Here is a 13,827-nt window from a genome sequence, read left to right on the forward strand (position 1 = left end):
TCAGCTGCGTTGAGGACAAGGCTGCATTCTCGCAGAGTCTGAGCCGCGCCCAGTATGAGAATTGGCTCAATCCGCGAGCCGGCCCTGGGTTTTACGCTTGGCATCAGCAGTCCATCCGGACCCACATGCGCCGAGACCTTGGAGACCCATCCATGCGCCTGTTCTTGCCAAAGCCTTTCCTGCACGGCTGCCTGCCGCGCATTCTGCCGCGCTGCCTGCCACCCTGGCTGGCCTTGCTCTGCTTTGCCTTGCCCGCGCATGCCGACGCGGGCGATCGCGATCAGGCACGTGCGCTGCTGGCCCCTCCCACCGCGCAATGCGGAGCGCCGGCCACGCTGATCGCGAACCTGCGGGACGAAAGCGAGGGCACGCCGTCGATCGGGCGAAGGGTCGCGCTGGAGGCGGTGGTCACGGCCGACTACTCGGGCGCCGACGGCCTCAGCGGCTTCTTCGTGCAGCAGGCCGACGCCCAGCGCCAGCGCCGTCCCGGCGTATCCGAGGGCATGTTCGTCCATGCGCCGCGCGCGGCTGCGCGGGCGGGCGATCTGGTGCGCGTGCTCGGCACGGTGGAGGACCGCGCGGGCCAGATGCGGCTTAGGCTGTCCGGCCCGGCCACGGTGTGCGCGGCGGGCCAGGCGGTCACTCCGGAAACCATCACGCTGCCCACGCCGCACACGGGCTCGCTGGCGGCCTATGAGGGCATGCTGGTGCGGCTGCCGCAGACCCTCACCGTCAGCGAGACCTTCGAGCTCGGCCGCTACGGCAGCGTGGTGCTCAGCCTCGGCCGCCCGCCGCTGCCCACCAACGTGGCCTTGCCCGGGGAAGCCGCCGCCGCACAGGCTGCCGCCAATGCGCTCAATCGCCTGGTGCTGGACGACGGCTACAGCCGGCAAAACCCGCCGCGCGTCATCCATCCCGCACCGGGCCTGAGCGCATCGAACACACTGCGCGGCGGGGACACCGTCGCCAATGTGCGGGGCGTGCTGGAATGGCGCGCAAACGCCTGGCGCGTCCAGCCGCTCCCCGGTGCGCCGCTGCCGGCGTTCCAGCGCACCAATCCGCGCACCGGCGCCCCGGCGCGCGCCGCCCGCACCGATCTGCGCGTGGCGGCGTTCAATGTCGAGAACTACTTCAACGGCAACGGCCGCGGTGCGGGCTTCGATGACCCCGGCAATCGCGGCGCCAAGACGCCTGCCGAGTTCGCCCGCCAGGAAGCCAAGATCCTGAGCGCATTGCAAGGCCTGAATGCCGACGTGATCGGCCTGATGGAAATCGAAAACAATGGCCATGGCGAGCTGAGCGCCATCCACCGGCTCGCGGGCAAGCTCGGTCCGGACTGGCGCTTCATCCATCCTGGCCGGGAGCAACTGGGCGGCGACGTCATCAAGGTCGCACTGGTCTACAACAGCCGCACCGTGGAACCCGTCGGCACGCCGGCCACCCTGGCGCTGGGCGCGAGAACCCGCCAGCCGCTGGCCGCCACCTTCCGCCTGCCGGGCCATCCCGCCAAGCTTACGGTGGTGGTGAACCATTTCAAGTCCAAGCGCTGCAACGACGCCCGCGGCGTCAATGCGGACCAGCGCGATGGCCAGAGCTGCTGGAATCCCACGCGCGTGGCGGCGGCCAGCCGCATTGCCGACTGGCTGGCCACCTCGCCCACCGGCGTGCCGGACGATGGCAAGCTGGTGATTGGCGACCTCAACAGCTACGCACAGGAAGACCCGATCCGCCTGCTGGCAGAGCGCGGCTATGCGGACATGATTGCGCGCTTCGCAGAAGCCGGCACCCCATCCTACAGCTATGTCTTTGGCGGCGAGGCCGGCTACATCGACCACGCGCTCGCCGATGCGGGGGCGGCGAGCCGCACCCTCGCGGCGCGCCATTGGCACATCAACGCCGACGAGCCGATTTCCCTGGCCTATGCGCTGGCCCACAAGAGCGAGGCGCAGCAGCAATCCTTCTATGCACCCGACGCCTATCGCTCTTCCGACCACGACCCGCTGGTGGTCGACCTTGCCATGCGCAGCGATGGCGTGGCCACGGGCGGCACAGCGGGCACAGACGACAGCGCGGGAAGTACGAGCACTCACACTGGCACCAGCGGTGGCAACGGCGCGAATGGCAGCAAGGAATCCATCGAGAAGGCGCAAGCCGGCGCTGGCGCCACGGATCCCTGGCTGCTCTGGGCGTTGGCGGTCGCCACGGCGCTCACCGCGTGGCACTGGTTTGTGCGCCGCGTCCTGCCGCGCTGGCGGGCGTGAGCCGCGTGCTTCTCCGGGGCGGCCGGGGGGAGGCGGTCAAATGTATGCCAGCCATTCATGCCCCTGTCACCTGCGCTCAATAGCATCACGGACTTTGCAAAACCCAACCCATCGAGCCGCCCCACATGCGCCTGTCCGTCCTTAGTGCCGCCCTGCTTGCCATCGCCCTGCCCGCTCATGCCGACCTGATCATCAGTGAGGTCGTGGAAGGCACCTCCAACAACAAGGCCGTCGAACTGTACAACCCGGATGCTACCGCGATCGACCTGTCGCAATACAAGCTGCAGCAATACAACAACGGCGCCACGGCGCCCACCAGCACCTTCACGCTCAGCGGCACACTGGCACCCGGCGCGGTCTACGTGATGGCGCATACCAGCATGGCGGCCACACTCGGCAGCCGCCTGAACCAGGTCATCGCATTTACCTTCAACGGCGACGACGCGCTGGTACTGACGCGCGCGGGCACCGTGATCGACCGTTTCGGGCAGGTCGGCGTGCAGCCTGCCGGCGGCGCCTGGGGCACCGGCGCCTCCACCACCAAGGACAACACCTTGCGCCGCAAGGCCGGGCTGGTCGCCGGCGACACCGACAGCACCGGGGCCTTCGATCCGGCGCTGCAGTGGGACGGCTTCGGCACCGATGCCTTCGCCGACCTTGGCTACTACAACAACGCGCCGGCGCCATTGCCGCCGGTCACCGCGCAGTGCGGCGCCCCGGCCACGTTGATCGCCGATATCCAGGGCGCCGGCGCCACCTCGCCGCTGGCCGGGCAGACGGTCGACGTGGAGGCGGTGGTGACGGCCGACTATCCCGGCACGGATGGCTTCGGCGGCTTTTTCGTCCAGCAGGCGGATGCCCAGCGCCAGAACCGTCCCGGCGTGTCCGAGGGACTGTTCGTGTACGCCCCCTCGACCAGTGCCCGTGCCGGCGACCTTGTCCACCTGGTTGGCAAGGTCGAGGAGAAGTTCGGCCAGACGCAGCTGGCGCTCGCCAGCACTGTGGCGGTTTGCGGCAACGGCCAGACCGTCACGCCCGCGGTAATCACGCTGCCCGCGCAGACCGCGCAATCGCTGGCTGCCTTCGAGGGCATGCTGGTGCGGCTGCCGCAAACCCTCACAGTCAGCGAGACTTATGAACTGGGCCGCTACGGCAGCGTGCTGCTGAGCAACGGCCGCCTGCCGCTGCCGACCAATGTGGCGCTGCCCAAGGCCGGCGCGGCCGCGCAGGCCGCGGCCAACGCACTGAACCGCCTGGTGCTCGACGACGGCTCGAACAAGCAGAACCCGGCGGTCGTGCCGTTCCCCGCGCCGGGCCTGAGCGCGGCCAACACGCTGCGCGGCGGCTACACCGTCAGCAATGTGCAGGGCGTGCTGGAAATGCGCTTTGGCAGCTGGCGCCTGCAGACCGTGCCCGGCGCGCCCGCCCCGGCCTTCCAGGCCACGGCAAACCCGCGCACCAGCGCGCCGGCACGCGCGGCCCAGTCCGATATCCGGGTGGCCTCGTTCAACGTGCTGAACTATTTCAACGGCGACGGCAAGGGCGCGGGCTTCGACGACCCGAACAATCGCGGCGCCAAGACGCTGGCGGAGTTCGAGCGCCAGGAAGCCAAGATCGTGGCCGCCCTCAAAGCGCTGAATGCCGATGTCGTTGGCCTGATGGAAATCGAGAACGACGGCTATGGCGAATTCAGCGCCATCCAGCGGCTGGTCGGCAAGCTCGGTGCGGACTGGCGCTTTGTCGACCCGGGCGTGGACAAGCTCGGCGGCGACGCCATCAAGGTCGCCCTGATCTACAACAGCCGCACCGTGGAGCCCGTGGGTGTGCCTGCCACGCTGGCCATCGACGACAAGAACCGCCAGCCGCTGGCCCGCACCTTCCGCCTGCCCGGCCAGTCCCGCAAGCTCACGGTGGTGGTCAACCACCTCAAGTCCAAGGGCTGCACCGGATCCACGGGCACCAACGCCGACCAGGGCGATGGCCAGAGCTGCTGGAACCCGACCCGCCTCGCCGCCGCCGGCAAGATCGCCGACTGGCTTGCCACCTCGCCCACCGCCGTCGCGGATGACGGCAAGCTGCTGATCGGCGACCTCAACAGCTACGCCAAGGAAGACCCGATCCGCCTCTTTGCCGACAAGGGCTACGCCGACATGGTGGCGCGCTTCATCGGGGCCGGCGCCTATAGCTATGTCTTTGGCGGCGAGGCCGGCTACATCGACCACGCACTGGCCAATGACGCCGCGGCAAGCCGCATCCGCGCGGTCAGCGAGTGGCATATCAATGCGGATGAGCCCATTGCCCTGGAGTACTCGGTGGCCTTCAAGAGCGCGGATCAGCAAACGTCGTTCTACGCGCCGGATGCCTACCGTTCGTCCGATCACGACCCGGTGCTGGTGGACCTCGCACTGCGCGACGACAGCCTTGCGCCGGAGGGTGAGCAAGCGGGTGCGGGCAACGGCAATGCCGGTGGCGCCACCGCCAGCCAGGGCGGCGACACCGGGACCGGCGCAGCGGACACGTGGATGCTGCTGGTTTTGGCCGGCGCCCTGGCCGCAGCGGCATGGCGCCGCTTGGCAGGCGGCATTGCAGGCGGTGTTGCGCGCCGCTGAAATGCACGCTGACGTGCACGTTGGCAGGCGGCGCGCCGCTGGCGGGTGGCTGCTGCTGGCCCTGGCGCTGGTCGCGCTCCAGGCTGCCGGGCCTGCGCTGATGCAGGCCCTGCGCTTCGACCGCGAGGCCATGCTCGCGGGCCAAGCCTGGCGCCTGCTGAGCTGCCATTTCGTGCATCTCGGCTGGACGCACTGTCTGCTCAACGTGGCGGGCCTGCTGATGCTGGCGGCGATCCAGCCGGCGCGCATGCGCGCCTGGCAGGTGGTGCCGCCGTTGGCTGCCATGACAGGATTGCTGCTGCTAGCCGGCGAGCCGGGGCTGCTCCGCTATGCGGGCTTCTCCGGCATCAACTACGGGCTTGCCATGGTCGCCCTGCTGCCCCGGGCCCGCCGCGATGGCCTCGCGGCGATGCTGCTGCTCGCGCTGGCGGCGCGCGCAGGCTGGCAGATTCTGGCGGGGCCCGCCGAGGACGCAGGCGCGTGGCTGGGCGGCCCGGTCGTGGCCAGCGCCCACCTGTACGGCCTGGCCGCCGGCGCATTGCTGGCCTGGCCACGCCGGGAGGCGCCTGCGATGGCTAGGCGCCGGCCGGATTGCGCCTGATGCTGTTGGCCAGGTAGGCCACGATCAGTACATTGGCGATGGCCAGCCCGATGTGAATCGCGCTGGGATGCGCCACCGCCTCGTACAGTTCCACCGGAATGTAGACCGCGCCCGACCATACGCCCAGCCATTTCGCCCACACGCGCTGACGCCATAGGCCGTAGGCCTCCGTGAGGCGCATGGCTGCGTACATCGCGGCGGATCCGCCAATGGCCCACAGCCGCGCGTCGCTCGGATGGGCCATCAGCGACAGGAAGATGGTCGGGTAGCGGCTCCCCGGGTTCAGGTGCAAGCGGGCCACAATGGCCTCGGCCAGCGCCTGCGCATCCCGGTGCAGCAGCGCCACCAGGCCCAGCCCCGCCAGGATCACCAGCACGCCCTTGGCGGCCTCGAACAGGGCGATGCCTTTCAGGCCAGCGCCAGTGCCTTGCTTTGCCATCTTGCTTGTCCTCGTTAGCGGTGAGGTCAGGATCGTACCCCGGCGCGGCCGGCGGCGGCAAACCGGGCGCGGCACGCTGGTAACATCCCCTTGCCGGCGCCATCCGAGGCCCGCCTGAGGTCGCTCCATGAATCCCGAACACCTGCCACTCCTGCTCACCCGCACCATGCCCTACGGCAAGTACAAGGGCCGCGTCATCGCCAGCCTGCCGGGCACCTACCTGAACTGGTTTGCGCGCGAAGGCTTTCCGCCGGGCGAGATCGGCCAGTTGCTGGCCCTGATGCACGAACTCGACCACAACGGCCTGACCAGCCTGCTGGATCCGCTGCGCGGGCGCTATCGGCCCCAGGCGTAGCTCCTCGGAGCGCTGCGGGCCTCAGCTCGCGACGATCCGATGAATCGACCGCCCTGTGGCATCCACCGCCACTGTGGCAGGCATGTCCTCCACCTCGAACTCATAGATGGCCTCCATCCCCAACTCTGCGAAGGCCAGCACGCGTGCCTTGCGGATCGCCCGGGAGATCAGGTAGGCCGCGCCACCCACCGCGATCAGGTAGGCCGCGCCGTGGCGGCGGATGGCCTCGATGGCCACTGGCCCGCGCTCGGCCTTGCCGATCATCACCAGCAAGCCCGTCTGCTCCAGCAACTGCGGCACGAACTTGTCCATGCGCGTCGCCGTGGTAGGCCCTGCCGGGCCCACCGCTTCGTCGCCCACTGCGTCGACCGGCCCCACGTAGTAGATCGCGCGATTGCGCAGCGGCACCGGCAGCGGCTCGCCCGCATCCAACATGGCTACCAGCCGCTTGTGCGCGGCATCGCGCGCCGTCAGCAGGCGGCCGCGCAGCCGCAAGGTCTCGCCAACCTGCCATTGCGCCACCTGCGCGGCATCCAAATTGTCCAGGTCGACCACGCGACCTGGCTTGGCGGTCAATGCGCCGGGAATGCCATCCCAGGTATCGGCAGGCGGTGGCTCCAGCCGCGCGGGGCCTGAGCCATCCAGCTCCACCGTGACAAAACGCGTGGCCGCGCAATTGGGAATCAGCGCCACCGGCAGCGTTGCAGCGTGACACGGCAGCGCGGCTACCTTGACATCCAGCACGGTGGCCAGCCCGCCCAGCCCCTGTGCGCCGATGCCGAGCGCGTTGATGCGCTCGAACAGTTCCAGCCGCAGCCGCTCGGTGTCGTTCGCGGGCCCCTTGTCGCGCAGCGCATGGATATCGATGGGGCTGAACAACGCGCGCTTGGCCGCCAGCATGGCCTGCTCCGGCGTGCCGCCCACCCCGACGCCAAGCACGCCGGGCGGGCACCAGCCGGCGCCCATCTGCGGGATGGCGGCGAGGATCCAGTCGACCAGCGAATCGCTTGGGTTGAGCGTGGCGAACTTCGCCTTGACATCGCCGCCGCCGCCCTTGGCCACCACCGTCATCTTGATGGTGTTGCCGGGCACCAGTTCCAGTTGCAGGAAGCCCGGGGTGTTGTCGCCGGTGTTGCGCCGCTCGCCCAGGGCCGAGCCAACCATGGTGGCGCGCAGCGGATTGGCGCTGTGCGTGTAGCCCCGGCGCACGGCAGCGTCCACCATCTGCTGCACGGACAGCTTTGCTGCGCCATCGCGCGCCGCAAAGCGCACGTCCATGCCCACGGTCATGAAAACCTGCGCCACGCCGGTATCCTGGCAGATCGGCCGGTGCGCCTCGGCGCTCATGCGGCTGTTGACCAGCAACTGCTCGATGGCATCGCGCGCCGCGCCAGCACGCTCGGCGGCAAAGGCGCGCTTGAGCGCCTGCACGAAATCGGCGGGATGGTAGTAGCTGACGTACTGCAGCGCGTCGGCAATGGTGTCGACGACGTCTTCCTGGAGGATCACAGTCATGGCGGGGTGGGCGCAGCATGCCGAACAGCGGCTGCGCGATTCAATTATGTCTATACATAATGACACGCCCCGCCACCGGAAAGCAAATCCTTTGGCCACCCGTCTCCGGACGATCTTCGGGCTGGCTAAGGCTCAGCCCTGACGCTGCAGCACCGTCGAATACGTGAAGCGATCGGCCGGATGCAAGCTCACCACCACTTCGAACAACCGGTCCGACTGGTCGAAATACCGCCGCACGAATTCCAGCGCATGCGCATCGGGCGCGGTGCCCAGCACCTCCGCGAGCGCAGCGGGCACGCCCACCGCCCGCACGGTCTGGCGCACTTCCTTGACCAGGCGCCCGGTAGTCTTGCCAACCAGTTCGCTGATCAGGCCGGGATCTGTCTTGAGCAGCTTGCGGATCTTGGCGCCGTCAGCCGCCATCACGTAGACATCGGACCATGACAACGGATGCGATGGCGCTTCGGGATTGGTGCGCGAGGTCTCGATATGCAGCCAGCGCGAGCCCGGCGGGCAGCCCAGCCGGGTGGCCAGTTCGATGTCCAGCACGATCTCGCGCACGCCGTGGATCACGCGCTGCGTAGCGGCGCCGTATTGCACCAGCTCGTCGATGGTGGAGAGCTTGGGCGTGTACTCGCTGCTGCGCGGCGCGGCGGCTTCCACCCGGGTGCCGGCGCGCTTTTTACGCGAGACCAGGCCTAGCTCCTGGATGCGCATCAGCGCCACCCGCACGGTGCCCCGGCTGACGCCGTGCTTCTCGGCCAGCTCCAGTTCGCCCGGCAGGCTTGACCCGACCGGATAGACCCCGCTCGTGATGTCGTGAATAAGTGCCTTGGTCAACTCGGCGTGGCGTGGCTCCATGGGTTCCCTGAATGGTCGATCGATGTGCCTGAGGCGTAGCAAATGCTAGCGCCTGGCGGCCCGCAAGCCAAGCGTAAAGGGTAAACGAGATGCGGATCCGGGTTGACGGTCTAGTGTCACATTCCTAGAATATGTTTAAACATATTTACAAAATGTACATATAAACAGTACCGGTCATCTCAAGACAACCGATCAAGACAACCAAAACCACCTCGATGATGGAGACAACAATGACCAAGCAACTGGGCGCCACCCTGGCCCTGCTAGCCCTGTCCACCAGTGCGCTGGCGCAAAGCTACCCCACCCGCCCGATCACGTGGATCGTGCCCTTCGCCGCCGGCGGCCCAACCGATGCGCTTGCCCGCAATATCGCGGACCGCGTCGGGCGCGATCTGGGCCAGCCGGTGCTGATCGAGAACCAGGCCGGCGCCGGCGGCACCATCGGCGCGGGCAAGGCGGCAAAGGCCGCGCCCGATGGCTACACCTTCCTGGTCGGGCATATGGGTTACATGGCCGCAGCGCCATCGCTGTACAAGAAGCTGTCCTACGACCCGGTCAAGGACTTCGAGGGCGTGTTCCGCTTCCCCGACACGCCGCTGGTGCTGCTGGTCGGCGCGAACTCGAAGTTCAAGACCGTGCAGGACCTGGTCGCCTTTGCCAGCGCCAATCCGGGCAAGCTCAACTTCGGCAACGCCGGTGTGGGTTCCACCTCGCATCTGGTCGCCGCCATGTTCGCCCAGCAGGCCAGGATCAAGGTGACCCCGGTCTCCTACAAAGGCGCCGGCCCGGCCATGACGGACGTGATGGGCGGGCAGGTGGATGGCATGTTCGACCAGACCAACACTGCCCTGCCGCAGGTCAAGGGCGGCAAGGTCGTCGCCGTCGCGCAGACGGCGAAGCTGCGCGTGCCGCAGTTCCCCGGCGTGCCCACCGTGGCGGAAACCGTGGTGCCGAACTTCGAGGCATCCACCTGGTACGGCCTGTATGCGCCAAAGGGCACGCCCAAGGACGTTATCGCCCGCAATTACGCCGCGTTCGCCAAGGCCATCGCCGACCCGGAGTTTGCGAAGAAGCTGGCCGACCAGGGCATCCAGCTGCTGCCGGACGCCGCCTACAAACCCGCCGCGCTAAACCAGCACACCGCGGCCGAAGTGGCCAAGTGGAAGGCCGTGATCACCACGGCGGATATCAAGCTGGATTAGGCATGCAGCATTAGCCCGGCGCCTAAGGCCGCGCCTGCTTTTGGTAGTACGATATCGCCCTTGCACGCGTTGCCGTGTTGTCGGGAGAGAGTTTTGCCATCAGTGGATCGCCGTAGCGCCGGCACATCGCGCGCCCGGGCCAGGACCGAAGAACCATCGCAGAATGAGCTGGCCTATACCGGCCTGCGGGAGCGGCTGACCACGCTGGTCTACCGCCCCGGCGAGCACCTCAACATCTCCACCCTGGTCGACGATCTTGACCTTGGCCGCACGCCCATCAACCAGGCGCTGCACCGGCTGGCCAACGAAGGATTGGTGCAAATCCTGCCGCGCAAGGGCGTGGTGGTCTCGCCACTGTCCATCGACGATGCGCTGCACCTGATCGACGTGCGCCTGGCCAACGAAACGCTGTGCGCCAGGCTGGCCGCCGAGCGCATCACCGCCGCCGGCCTGCACAAGCTCGAAAGCCTGCTGAGCCAGGTGGAAGACGCCGTGGCGCAGCGCAACCTGCCCGAGGTGACCAACCTGGACCGCCTGTTCCACGAGGAAATCGCGCAGGCCTCGGGCAACCCGATCCTGATCGAAATCCTCAAGGTGCTGCACGCGCGCTCGCAGCGCTTCTGGGCCATTTCGCTGTCGTCCGAAGGGCACCTGGCCGAGGTCGGCGCCGAGCACCGCGCGATCCTGAAGGCGCTGCGCGAGGGCGACGGCGCGGCAGCGGCCAGCGCGGTCACGGCCCATGTGCTTTCCTTTCGCCAGGCGCTACTGCAGGGCCGCCGCGAAACGGTCTTCGCGACGGCGAACGAGGGTTAGCCGGATCAGCTTTCGAGCGGCTTCTTTGCGGTTTCCCGCGCCACCAGCAGCGCCACCAGCGTCAGCGCCACGGCGGCGCTGACATACAGCGAGATCGCCAGCGTCGAGCCGTACGACTTGTACAGGCTGGCGATGATCAGCGGCGCAAAGCCGCCGCCCACGATGCCCGCCAGCGTATAGGCCAGCGATGACCCGGCGTAGCGCACCCGCGTGGGGAACTGCTCGGTCACGAAGGCCGCCTGCGGGCCGTACATCATGGCGTGGATGATCAGCCCGACCACCACCGCGGCGCAGATCTGCAGCGGCTGCGCGCTGTCCATCAGGCGGAAGAACACAAAAGCCCACACCACGGCCAGCAAGGCCCCGGCCATGTACACCGGGCGGCGGCCGAGCTTGTCCGACAGGCTGCCGAACAAGGGCACCGCGATGGCGTTGCACGCCGCGCCGATCATGGTCGCGCTCAGCGCCAGCGGCCGGGACAGGTGCAGCACGCTGGTCACGTAAGTCAGCGTGAAGACCACCACCAGCGCATAGAGCACGTCGGAGCCGATGCGCACGCCGCCGGCCACCAGCAGGCGCCGCCAGTGATCCACGAACACTTCCTTGATCGGCGTCTTGGCCGTGCTCTTGCGCGCTTCCATCTCCTTGAACAGCGGGGTTTCCTCGACGCCCTTGCGCAGCCACAGCCCGAACAGCACCAGCAGCACGCTCGACAGGAACGGAATGCGCCAGCCCCACGCCTGGAAATCTTCCGGGCTCAGCCACAGCGACACCACGGCGATAAAGCCGGTGCCCAGCAGCGTGCCGCACGACGGCCCCACCTGCGTAAACGATGCATTGCGCCCGCGCTGGTGCTGCTCGCCGTGCTCCATCGACAGCAAGACCGCGCCAGCCCATTCGCCGCCGATCGCCGCGCCTTGCGCGAAGCGCAGCGCCACTAGCAGGATCGGGCTCCAGATGCCCCACGACATGTAGGTGGGCAGCAAGCCCATCAGGCCCGTGGCCACGCCCATCAGGATCAGCGTGGCGACCAGCACGAAGCGCCGGCCGAGCTTGTCGCCCAGATGCCCGAACAGCACGCCGCCAAGCGGACGGGAGACATAGCCCACCGCATAGGTGGAAAACGCCAGGATCGTGCCCGTGAGCGGATCGAACGAGGGGAAGAAGACCGCGTTGAACACCAACGCGGCCATCAGGTTGTAGACGGTGAAGTCGTACCACTCCAGCGTGGTGCCGATGGTGCTGGCCGCGGCCAGCCGGCCCATCCTGGGCTTGGCGGCGTGGGTGACCGCATCGAGCGTGCCCGCGGCGCCCTGCGTGGTGGAAATCGTGCTTGCGTTAGTCATCACGCCACCTCCCCGGAGAAGAGCTTCCATTTCAACGCGTAGCGTGCGGCCTGCTGCATCGATGCGCCCAGACGCTTTGCCGCCTCCTGCAGTGCCTGCTCGCTCGCGGCTTCGGCGCTGCTCTCGATCACCAGGATGGGCAGCAGTTGCCGGTCGGTCAGGCTCTCCTTGGGCAGCGGCTGGCTTAGGTCGGCGTCTGGCATCAGCAGGTAGGACTGGACAAAGCCGGGCTGTGCGGACAGTTGCCCGCCAACCTCGCCCGCCAGGTCGACCAGTGCCAGCGGATCTTCCGGCTGCGCCAGCGGCAGCACGGCAATCCAGCTGCCGCTGCCCTGCCCAACGGTGGCGGTGACTTCGCTCACGCGGCGCATCGGCTGGCGCATGCGGTCCAGGTTGGCCACCGACCACGGCGTCTGGCGGCGAAAAGCCGCCTTGTAGGCCGCGGAGGTGAATGCACCGAGCGACTCGGTGCGATACAGGCCGAGATACTTGGGGCCGCCCTGCACGGCCTCATAGCGCGCGGCGGAGATGAAGCCTTCGATGCGGGCGCGCTCTTCCACGTGCTCGCGGTCGTACCATTGATTGAAATCGGCCTCGTCGGCCGCATCCACATTCGACGCGACAAACAGCATGCCCTGCGGGGCCATGCCTGCCGCGCTCTTTGTCGCCGAACTTTCGGTCGCAAACATCTCGCTCATCAAACTCTCCGGTTGCCACGCCAATACAAAGCGGTGAGCTGATGATCGGCGCGATCGCCGCGCGCGACAAACGGGTTTTTCTTCGTGTTTCCGATCAGTTTTTCTGTTCGATCCGCCTGCGTTCGCGCACCAGCTTGGCGCGCGGCCGTGCTTCACTCCGGCGCAAACGGTGCAGGCAGCGAACGCACAAAGCGATCCGATTCGCGGCAGGCCAGATCCGCCACCAGGCGAATCGCCTCCGACGCCGCATGGTCGAGATGGCTCACTACCAGCCGTTGATGCGGCAGCGGCACATCGCAACAGATCACGCGCAGCTCGCCGCGCTCCACCTCTTCACGCACCGGCGCCAGCGGCATCAGCGCATTGCCAAAGCCCGCCTTCACCAGCCGCACGATGGCCGCGATGGAGCTCACGCAGTGCACCTTGCCAACGGGCAGCCCGGCCTTGCGGTACAGCTCCTTGAGCGCCACGTGCGGCTGCGACCCCGGACTCATGGTGATAGTCGGGTGCTGCAGCAGCGTGGCCAGTTTCCCTTCATCGGGCTGCGCCGCGCCGGGCCGCCCGACCCACCCGATCGCCATCGGCAGGCACGGCGTGCTGGTGATGCCCTCGCCCACCGCGGGGTCCGTCTGCAAGGCGATATCGATGCCGCCGGCGCGCAAGGTCTTGTGCAGCCCTTCCGTGGTCTCGGAAGTGATCTGCACCTCGATGCCCGGATAGGATGATTGCAGGTGCCGCAGGAAGTCGACCAGCCAGGTATGCACCACGCTCTCGATGGCGCCGATGCGCACCAGCCCCAGCAACTCGTGGCCGGAGCGCCCCAGCACCATGATCTCCCGCTGCAACTCCAGCAGCCGCTCGCCGTAGCCAAGCAGGCGCAGGCCCACCGGCGTGAGCCGCAGGTCCCGCGCCTCGCGCTCGAACACACGCGCGCCAATCTCCTGCTCCAGCGAGGCAATGCGATTGGACATGGCGGCCTGGGTGATGTGCAGCTTCTCGGCCGCCGCGCGAAAGCTGCCTAGCCTTGCTACCCACATGAAGGCTTCGACAAAGCGCGTGTTCATGGCCTCGTGCTCCCGGCATCGCCTCCCGGGCCGCCGCGCAGGCTGCCCCCTGCATGGCCACGC

Annotated in this window: 12 protein-coding genes; 6 read left to right on the plus strand and 6 right to left on the minus strand. The window is 67.9% G+C overall.

The features are described 5' to 3' along the window. The first annotated feature begins 152 nt into the window (after positions 1-152). The 3 genes from AC1Q7Q_RS04995 to rrtA all read left to right on the plus strand — a co-directional run bounded on the left by AC1Q7Q_RS04995 (position 153) and on the right by rrtA (position 5,471). The gene (locus AC1Q7Q_RS04995; RefSeq protein WP_492375193.1) at positions 153-2,261 is read left to right on the plus strand and encodes an ExeM/NucH family extracellular endonuclease; all 2,109 of its coding nucleotides are present in this window, start codon (positions 153-155) and stop codon (positions 2,259-2,261) included. Positions 2,262-2,386: 125 nt separating this feature from the next. Beyond that, positions 2,387-4,870 (plus strand): ExeM/NucH family extracellular endonuclease, encoded by a 2,484-nt coding sequence (locus AC1Q7Q_RS05000; RefSeq protein WP_492375192.1) that lies wholly within the window; start codon positions 2,387-2,389, stop codon positions 4,868-4,870. Continuing rightward, entirely contained in the window at positions 4,857-5,471 is a 615-nt protein-coding gene (rrtA, locus tag AC1Q7Q_RS05005) for a rhombosortase (protein ID WP_492375191.1), read from the plus strand. Before AC1Q7Q_RS05000 ends, rrtA begins: the two co-directional genes overlap by 14 nt. On the opposite strand, the gene AC1Q7Q_RS05010 is transcribed toward rrtA, so the two are convergent. Then, entirely contained in the window at positions 5,446-5,910 is a 465-nt protein-coding gene (locus AC1Q7Q_RS05010; RefSeq protein ID WP_492375190.1) for a DUF2127 domain-containing protein, read from the minus strand. The two genes, rrtA and AC1Q7Q_RS05010, sit on opposite strands and share 26 nt — an antisense overlap. A gap of 127 nt (positions 5,911-6,037) precedes the next feature. On the opposite strand from AC1Q7Q_RS05010, the gene AC1Q7Q_RS05015 reads away from it, so the two are divergent. Then, complete coding sequence (locus AC1Q7Q_RS05015) at positions 6,038-6,265, plus strand: DUF3820 family protein (protein WP_043354709.1); 228 nt, start codon at positions 6,038-6,040, stop codon at positions 6,263-6,265. Positions 6,266-6,286: 21 nt separating this feature from the next. On the opposite strand, the gene AC1Q7Q_RS05020 is transcribed toward AC1Q7Q_RS05015, so the two are convergent. Next, positions 6,287-7,780 carry a fumarate hydratase gene (locus AC1Q7Q_RS05020; RefSeq protein WP_492375189.1) on the minus strand — a complete coding sequence of 498 codons (1,494 nt, stop codon included), beginning with the start codon at positions 7,778-7,780 and terminating at the stop codon, positions 6,287-6,289. A 132-nt stretch (positions 7,781-7,912) separates the two neighbouring features. Then, positions 7,913-8,641 carry a GntR family transcriptional regulator gene (locus tag AC1Q7Q_RS05025; RefSeq protein ID WP_492375188.1) on the minus strand — a complete coding sequence of 243 codons (729 nt, stop codon included), beginning with the start codon at positions 8,639-8,641 and terminating at the stop codon, positions 7,913-7,915. A gap of 230 nt (positions 8,642-8,871) precedes the next feature. On the opposite strand from AC1Q7Q_RS05025, the gene AC1Q7Q_RS05030 reads away from it, so the two are divergent. Together AC1Q7Q_RS05030 and AC1Q7Q_RS05035 are read left to right on the plus strand one after the other, a co-directional pair. Continuing rightward, a complete protein-coding gene (locus AC1Q7Q_RS05030) occupies positions 8,872-9,843 on the plus strand; it encodes a tripartite tricarboxylate transporter substrate-binding protein (protein WP_492375187.1) in 972 nt (323 codons plus the stop codon). Positions 9,844-9,945: 102 nt separating this feature from the next. Further along, positions 9,946-10,656, plus strand: a complete 711-nt coding sequence (locus tag AC1Q7Q_RS05035; RefSeq protein ID WP_492375211.1) for a GntR family transcriptional regulator — start codon at positions 9,946-9,948, stop codon at positions 10,654-10,656. A gap of 5 nt (positions 10,657-10,661) precedes the next feature. Here the strand turns inward: AC1Q7Q_RS05035 and AC1Q7Q_RS05040 are convergent, their stop codons facing one another. The 3 genes from AC1Q7Q_RS05040 to AC1Q7Q_RS05050 all read right to left on the minus strand — a co-directional run bounded on the left by AC1Q7Q_RS05040 (position 10,662) and on the right by AC1Q7Q_RS05050 (position 13,764). Next, entirely contained in the window at positions 10,662-11,921 is a 1,260-nt protein-coding gene (locus AC1Q7Q_RS05040) for an MFS transporter (protein WP_492375210.1), read from the minus strand. A gap of 80 nt (positions 11,922-12,001) precedes the next feature. After that, on the minus strand, positions 12,002-12,700 hold the full coding sequence (locus AC1Q7Q_RS05045) for a hypothetical protein (RefSeq protein WP_492375186.1): 699 nt from the start codon (positions 12,698-12,700) through the stop codon (positions 12,002-12,004). 152 nt (positions 12,701-12,852) lie between these two features. Continuing rightward, positions 12,853-13,764: a LysR family transcriptional regulator gene (locus tag AC1Q7Q_RS05050; RefSeq protein ID WP_492375185.1), complete on the minus strand. Its 912-nt coding sequence runs from the start codon at positions 13,762-13,764 to the stop codon at positions 12,853-12,855. Positions 13,765-13,827 lie beyond the last annotated feature (63 nt).

Source organism: Cupriavidus sp. GW823-FHT07A04 (assembly GCF_058794615.1).

Bases quoted from the DNA above. Each gene is read 5' to 3' on its own strand.
- AC1Q7Q_RS04995 (WP_492375193.1), top strand. From the start codon at position 153: ATGCGCCTGTTCTTGCCAAAGCCTTTCCTGCACGGCTGCCTGCCGCGC.
- AC1Q7Q_RS05000 (WP_492375192.1), top strand. From the start codon at position 2,387: ATGCGCCTGTCCGTCCTTAGTGCCGCCCTGCTTGCCATCGCCCTGCCC.
- AC1Q7Q_RS05010 (WP_492375190.1), bottom strand. From the start codon at position 5,910: ATGGCAAAGCAAGGCACTGGCGCTGGCCTGAAAGGCATCGCCCTGTTC.
- AC1Q7Q_RS05015 (WP_043354709.1), top strand. From the start codon at position 6,038: ATGAATCCCGAACACCTGCCACTCCTGCTCACCCGCACCATGCCCTAC.
- AC1Q7Q_RS05020 (WP_492375189.1), bottom strand. From the start codon at position 7,780: ATGACTGTGATCCTCCAGGAAGACGTCGTCGACACCATTGCCGACGCG.
- AC1Q7Q_RS05025 (WP_492375188.1), bottom strand. From the start codon at position 8,641: ATGGAGCCACGCCACGCCGAGTTGACCAAGGCACTTATTCACGACATC.
- AC1Q7Q_RS05030 (WP_492375187.1), top strand. From the start codon at position 8,872: ATGACCAAGCAACTGGGCGCCACCCTGGCCCTGCTAGCCCTGTCCACC.
- AC1Q7Q_RS05040 (WP_492375210.1), bottom strand. From the start codon at position 11,921: ATGGGCCGGCTGGCCGCGGCCAGCACCATCGGCACCACGCTGGAGTGG.
- AC1Q7Q_RS05045 (WP_492375186.1), bottom strand. From the start codon at position 12,700: ATGAGCGAGATGTTTGCGACCGAAAGTTCGGCGACAAAGAGCGCGGCA.
- AC1Q7Q_RS05050 (WP_492375185.1), bottom strand. From the start codon at position 13,764: ATGAACACGCGCTTTGTCGAAGCCTTCATGTGGGTAGCAAGGCTAGGC.